This window comes from Mesorhizobium sp. P2_D1, from assembly GCF_056404455.1.
In genome coordinates, this window is the sequence record NZ_JBFUDZ010000114.1 from 1 (window position 1) to 3,968 (window position 3,968).

The 3,968-nt window shown below is 55.5% G+C and carries 5 protein-coding genes; 3 read left to right on the top strand and 2 right to left on the bottom strand.

What is annotated here, in order from left to right; all coding sequences use genetic code 11:
• Window positions 1–104: 104 nt before the first annotated feature.
• Window positions 105–977 (bottom strand): hypothetical protein, encoded by an 873-nt coding sequence (locus AC1D0I_RS32260; protein WP_477400137.1) that lies wholly within the window; start codon window positions 975–977, stop codon window positions 105–107.
• A gap of 624 nt (window positions 978–1,601) precedes the next feature.
• Between AC1D0I_RS32260 and AC1D0I_RS32265 the strand changes: the two genes are divergently transcribed.
• Window positions 1,602–1,832 carry a hypothetical protein gene (locus tag AC1D0I_RS32265; protein WP_095087610.1) on the top strand — a complete coding sequence of 77 codons (231 nt, stop codon included), beginning with the start codon at window positions 1,602–1,604 and terminating at the stop codon, window positions 1,830–1,832.
• Window positions 1,833–2,337: 505 nt separating this feature from the next.
• Here AC1D0I_RS32265 and AC1D0I_RS32270 read toward each other — a convergent pair.
• A complete protein-coding gene (locus AC1D0I_RS32270) occupies window positions 2,338–2,871 on the bottom strand; it encodes a DUF2867 domain-containing protein (protein ID WP_477400138.1) in 534 nt (177 codons plus the stop codon).
• A gap of 237 nt (window positions 2,872–3,108) precedes the next feature.
• Here AC1D0I_RS32270 and AC1D0I_RS32275 point away from each other — a divergent pair, with 237 nt between their 5' ends.
• Together AC1D0I_RS32275 and AC1D0I_RS32280 are read left to right on the top strand one after the other, a co-directional pair.
• On the top strand, window positions 3,109–3,414 hold the full coding sequence (locus AC1D0I_RS32275) for a hypothetical protein (RefSeq protein WP_095081959.1): 306 nt from the start codon (window positions 3,109–3,111) through the stop codon (window positions 3,412–3,414).
• A 321-nt stretch (window positions 3,415–3,735) separates the two neighbouring features.
• Window positions 3,736–3,900, top strand: coding sequence for a hypothetical protein (locus tag AC1D0I_RS32280; protein WP_477400139.1), 165 nt, complete (start codon window positions 3,736–3,738; stop codon window positions 3,898–3,900).
• The last annotated feature ends 68 nt before the right edge of the window (window positions 3,901–3,968 follow it).

Consider the following 3,968-nt stretch of genomic DNA (forward strand, 5'->3'; position numbering starts at 1 on the left):
CATGAAGCATGAAGCCTACCACTTTATCCACCAATGGCGGATGAGCTATTCTATCAGCTTTTTCTCGGGCAAGTCGCTCCTGTTCCAAGGCATTTCGTCGAGCCTCATGCTTTGAACAGGTCGGGTCTGATGCGCACGTTGTAGCGGGCAAACCCAGGCTGCTTCGCTATATGCGATACTTCTAAATTTGCGCGCCACTCTTCCCAAGTCGCAGGCATATCGTCGGCGCCAGGAAGCTCCCGGATAAGAGGATAGTCTTTGGGCATATAAACCGGAACTGCCTCTCCCGCGGTAGCCAAAGCGCGCCTCGGATCGAGCTCTTCGCGATTTCTGGCACGAAAATCCGCCAGTGCTGTTTCTGTTTCCTCTTTCGACCTGCCGGCAATGATTTGAAATGGCGGTTCGGGCGCCGTTAGGATAGCGCCGTTGTCAGATATCATTAGAAAGAGCTCGGACTGATCTTCTAGTCGAAACAGAAAGCAATAACCTTCAGGCTCCTTGAGCCCCATACTCGGGTGGGTGAACCTTGCGTGAAAATTAATCGGTTTCGGCTTCGATATTTCTCGAAGCATCTCGGCTCCAACGGTCCCGGCGTACTCTGCGTACCCGATATGCTCCATACTCCGCTCCCACTCGATTGGAATGCATGCATTAGCAGTCTTCAGGAAAGCAAATCTACCTTTTGGTGTGGATATGTCGATGTCTTCGAATGGCGCAAGAAGCATACCCTCAGACATCTTGACTGCTCGCAACCGACCAATCGCTGTTTCAAGGCAATAGCTCTTCACCTTATTGCCTCGCATGTTGAGCAAAGCTTCAGCTTCCCTAATTTCTGTGATTAATGGTCGTTCCGGCAGTGCATTGCAGAAGCTCTGTAAGAATGGTGTCGGATCGTTAGGATCGCTGATCTTAAAGATCGTGGAAAGCAGCCATTCGTCGTCCCTTTTAATGGCTTCCTTTTTGTTGAATGCGCGCAAGTTCCCCTCCCTTTTCACCAAGGGTCAGCATCGAGCAGCGCGCAGTCGACTGCAAGGCGAGCCTGCCAGCTATCGGGATCAGGAATAGCCTCCGTTGCGGAGGCTCGTTGGCTGATCGTCGTGCAAAGGCTGCGGGCCCAGACCGCCGGCCGGTGTTTTTCACTGTGGTTCCTGACTACGAAGGAATCAATGCGAAGCGCAACCGCGACTGGAAATCTACGTTCGATCGACGCTAGACGGCTGGGCTGGGACTTCAGTCTTAGTCCAGCCAATAGGCTTAATTGCTCGGTTGCTATTGTGCCCATAGTTTAGGCAGCGCGGGGGACGTCCAAACCAAAAACCCGCATTGGCCGGTGTGGTCCGCCACCCCAAAGAGCCCAACCGCACCGGCCATTTCCCTAACAAGACGCGGCCGGGCGCCGACACCCTCAGACGCCTATGGTTTGATCGCGGAACCTCCGGGCTTACGCGCTCGTTTGCCCTATGCTGGCTTGATCCCCAGCACTCCATAAGACCCTGGCCCGCTGCCGAAAGGTGGCGGGCTCTTTTGCCTGCAAGTTTGGTGGCAGCGTCCCAACCGCCCTGCTATGTTCCCGCCTGGTGGGTTAGTTGGGAGTTCCGATCATGGACACGGAAGAGATGCAGGCGATAGGCGACACCCTCATGCGGATCGTCACGCCAGAAATGACACCGAAGCAATTGGTCAAAGCGGCTCGGAAAGAGCACCCAAAAGCCTCGAAGAAGGATATCGCCAGGGCCGCATTCTTCTCGATCATTGCCCATGCAGACGAGGACCACGGCAAGGCAAAGAACCTACAGGCGTTCGCCATTGCCGAGCGTATTAACGGCAGCTAGAGAGCTAAAAGAAAGCCCGGTTTGAAGCCGGGCCTTGGGAGGATCGATTGGGAACCCCGAAGGGGGGAGGGATCGATCGAACCCCCTTCAGCGCTTACTAATCTGCATCGCTATTGTGACGCCCGCGTGAAGCAAACCAAGCGCCGTGCTAGACGCCACCGACAGGTAGGCTATATTTTAGCGATGCCTGATAAGCCGTAACAACCTACGTTGTGAGCGTCTTCGAGAAACCGCATTGGCGCACGGTGCTGACAACCAAGGACAAAGCCAAACCTTTGGCCATGGCGAAGGAGATCGGCGACAAGGTCAGGATCGAAGAGATAACGCCGAAGGTGAAACAGCGGTAGGCTTTGTTGAGTGAAGATGGTGAGAAGTCTAGCCCTTACCACCACCGTCATTGCAACTATAGCTGCCGCTATCGTGCTGACATTTATGGCAGCTAAGAGATTTGAGTTACGGCGCCCAAATCCGATCGAGGCTCATATCGAGAGGAACATCTGAGGCGCTACGCCAGGGGCGCGGACTTGCTCAGTGCGCAGCGTGCCAGGTTGGCCCTGACCACGAGGTGATGAAAAGGCCTGATCGCGTTGAGATAGGTGAAGCCCAAGGCATTGTGGGTATGCACAACGGTTGTTGCGATGAGCAACGTGCCTATTGGAGAATGGCGTCGGAGCAGAGATAGCCGGAAGTCCAGGTGTCGGTCATCCGTTCCGAGCACAATTTCGTCCTTGCCCTCCCAGTGCACCGGGAAGAAGTCCACCCGTTGATGGCTGTCCCGGGACGTCCTGACCGTACCGGAGGTTTTGATGCCAAAGGGCGTAACCATGGCGTCGCGCAGCGCGATCAATGCCTTTTGCCACGCCGGTGGATTGACGAGTGTCCGCGTCGCCAGCTCGCGCATGCTCGACTGTTCCGATGCACTCATGTCAATGCTGTAGCTATCGAGTAAGCTGGCGTTCTCGTACCAGCTCGCAACGACACTTTCCGACGGTGGCGTCGTCCGGCGTACCTGCGGTTGGCGGTCTAAACCCATGCTCATGATCGTGTCACCTATTCAAGGGGCCATCAACTACGGGGGTGAAGACGAGGCTTATTCAAACTCAAACCACGAAGAGGCGCTAGGGTCTACGGCGCTTAGAAATGGCCTGCAACAGATCTTTCGACCATCGATGACATAGAACGCATGCGTCCTTTGGCGAGGCCAAAGGCAGAGGGCTTTTCATATCGGTTGGTCAAGTCTACACCATCGGTCGGGCGAAAACGCTGGTGGGGCGCCATGAAGCCGATCGCGATTGCAATTCCGTTACTCTTCCTCGTGGTGCAGGCTCAAGCGCAAGAGCGCAGGGATATCGCCGGCCTGAGTTGCGCCGAAGTTCAGGCACTACTGAAGCAGGACGGCACCACCGTCATTCGCTACCGCTCCATATTCAACCTCAGCCTGACGCGCTACGACCTCTATGTCAGCGGGCAGAAGCAATGCGGTCCTGGCGAGGTGGCTACTGGCGCAGGCGTGCCGACGACCGACACAGATTATTGCCCGGTCCATAAATGCATTGCGAGCAATCTCTTCGTGGCAAGGTAGCCGGCCAGGTCGAGAAGCTGAAATATCGACCGGCTCGTGATCGCCGGCCGGTATTTTTCACTGTGATTCCTGATTACGAAGGGATCAATGCGAAGCGCAACCGCGACTGGAAATCTACGTTCGATCGACGCTAGACGGCTGGGCTGGGACTTCAGTCTTAGTCCAGCCAATAGGCTTAATTGCCCAGTTGCTATTGTGCCCATAGTTTGGGCAGCGCGGGGGACGTCCAAACCAAAAAAGCCCGCAGTGGCCGGTGTGGTTTGATGCCCCCAAGAAGCCCCAACTGCACCGGCCATTACTCTAAGGATGGTGCCGTTTAAGATGACAGATAAGCCGGTGACGACCTACATCGTCAGCGTGTTCGAGAAACCGCACTGGTGCACTGTTCTAACGACCAAGGACAAGGAAAAGGCGTTCGCGCTAGCCAAGGAGATCGCGGACAAGGTTAGGGTTGAGGAGATCACGCCCAAGCCGAAAAAGCGCTAGAGCCTTCAGTGTGGTTTCGGTCGGTTGCTCATGTAATCCATGGCCACGACCGCGACGAACGCCAAAAC